The sequence below is a fragment of the Alphaproteobacteria bacterium genome (assembly GCA_018667735.1).
Lineage (GTDB): Bacteria > Pseudomonadota > Alphaproteobacteria > Rickettsiales > JABIRX01 > JABIRX01.
Genome location: JABIRX010000023.1, coordinates 1 through 2157, shown reverse-complemented (window position 1 = coordinate 2157; position 2157 = coordinate 1). Strand labels below are relative to the sequence as shown.

Sequence of the window (2157 nt, the reverse complement as noted above, 5' to 3'; positions counted from 1 at the left end):
TCGCTAAATGAATCTCCATTTATAGAACTTTGTACCGCGGTAGAACTAACATGAGAAACCGCACTATCTGCTAATGCGGTAGCTAGGTTGTTTTGGGATAATGTAGATATATCATGATAAAAACTATACATTATTTATCTCGATTCTGTGATTCCCACTCTGAATAATATCTAATCTCGTTTACTTGTGTCTCTTTCTAAAACTTTTCCTCCCCGTTTTCTTACTTCTTCAGATATTTTATTGTAAAGTTGTCGAGAATTCTTTATATTATTTGGTATAAAAACTATTTCTCCATTCTTTAAGTGAAGATGTATCTTATAATAATTACACGAAGTCTTGACTATATCTAAATAATAAACTTTGGTTAACTTCTTATTAAATAAAATTGTTTCTAAATAATCCTTATATAAATACACTCTTCTGGTTAGATCACTTCCAGAAAGGTAGGCAATTATTTGAAGTGATGTGCAAAAAGCCAAAAAACCAAATGCATAAATGTTAGTATACAATTTATAAGAAAAAAATCCTTGATTAAATTCTATAAATTTATTCATGCCTGCCACAAACCCTTCTGTAAAAACTTCAGTTAAAGGTGTCACTATACAAACTAAAAAATAACAAAAAATTAAGAGTGCTATACCAGTCCAGTATCTATAATAAAAAACTGTCCAATTTGGTTTGTAAATTTCTACTTTATCCATTTTATCTTTCCATGATTGATTGTTTATACTTATAATGCTCATAACCTCTATAAGCACCAATTATTGCAGTATCAGTTGATGCATTTAACATTCCCATCCCAAAATTAACTGCTCCTTTAGCTGCTATTCCAGTTCCAAATCTCATACCATTTACTAATAAGCTTCCAGGAGTAGAAACTATTAATGATTTTCCAAAATTCCCTATATAATCCTCGTTTGTTGCATTTGGATAAGTAAGCCTTGTTGTTAAATAAGAGCTAGAAGCGGCACTAAGAGCATTTGTAACTACAGCAGTAACAAATTGCTTCAATTTACCTTCTGGCTGAAACTTATCTGCTAATCCCCCAGTCACAACATTAACAAGAGTTCCTGTTCCAACTGATATTAGCCCCGTTTTAACATCGGCACCAGACACTAATGCTGCTGCACTAGAACTAACAATTCCATTAACAGTATTAACACCTACATTTCTAATTGCATCACTTCCAAATCTCATCACTCCAGCTTTAATACCTTGTTTAACTAGAATATTACCAGACTGAACTACAGCTGCACCAGCTCCCAGTGTAGTGGCTCCAGCTAGAACTTCGACAGCTAAAACAGCATTTTTAAGCTCCTGATCTTTATAAGCATTATAATTTTCATCACTAATTTTTCCATCTAGCCACATTATTTCTTGATGCTCTTCAACTACCTCTTGTCTTAAAAAATTATTCTCAACCGCATTTTTACCAATTCTTTGGCCAGAGAATATATTATCAGCTATGTCACTTTCTGATAAGCCAACGGCATTGCCTGTAAATATAGCACTTAAACCTCCTGCTAATCCGCCTAGTTCTTTGATGACTGTTTTTTGTTGCCCAGTTAAAGATGATGTAGTTTGACCAGGGTAAAGATTATCTTTAACATACTCTCCAGCTAATTCCCCACTAACTCCACTTAATGCTCCACTTGCACAATCTCCTCCACCAGCTAATGCTGCGCCACAACCAAGTGCTGAATGTAAAGTTAATTGCTTAGCTCTACTTATATCTCCACTCTTAAATTCTTTCATTGATTTATAAATTGATAAAATATTTTACAAAAACTAAACTAAGCCTAAAGAAGATTACAGTTATTAAGACACAAAATATATAGATTAAAAAAATAGCAATGTTGCGTGTTTTGTTCTTAAAATATTTGCTTCTTGGGAAAAAATAAAATTGAAATTCTATTACTTTAGATAAAGGATTTCTTAGATCAAAGCACAAAGTAATCAAATAAAGCCATATGAGAAGTAGAATAAAAGAAAAGAAAAGGTAGTATATATTAAAATTAAAAATTAGAAATACTATAATCTCTATGGAGATTATAAAGGTATATATAACAATAATATACTTCTTAACTTTACCAGATATATTAAAATTAAAGTGCTCTTTTAAAATTACTACTAAAGAAAAAAGCCATATCAAAACTA

The 2157-nt window shown here is 31.4% G+C and carries 2 protein-coding genes; both read right to left on the bottom strand.

What is annotated here, in order from left to right; genetic code table 11:
* Nucleotides 1-170: 170 nt before the first annotated feature.
* Nucleotides 171-701: a hypothetical protein gene (locus tag HOH73_02505; protein MBT5827731.1), complete on the bottom strand. Its 531-nt coding sequence runs from the start codon at nt 699-701 to the stop codon at nt 171-173.
* A gap of 1 nt (nt 702) precedes the next feature.
* Nucleotides 703-1755 (bottom strand): VENN motif pre-toxin domain-containing protein, encoded by a 1053-nt coding sequence (locus HOH73_02500; GenBank protein MBT5827730.1) that lies wholly within the window; start codon nt 1753-1755, stop codon nt 703-705.
* Nucleotides 1756-2157: the final 402 nt, after the last annotated feature.

What these genes read in the sequence shown, in the direction of transcription:
- HOH73_02500 (MBT5827730.1), bottom strand. Translation starts at nt 1,755, where the DNA reads ATGAAAGAATTTAAGAGTGGAGATATAAGTAGAGCTAAGCAATTAACT.
- HOH73_02505 (MBT5827731.1), bottom strand. Translation starts at nt 701, where the DNA reads ATGGATAAAGTAGAAATTTACAAACCAAATTGGACAGTTTTTTATTAT.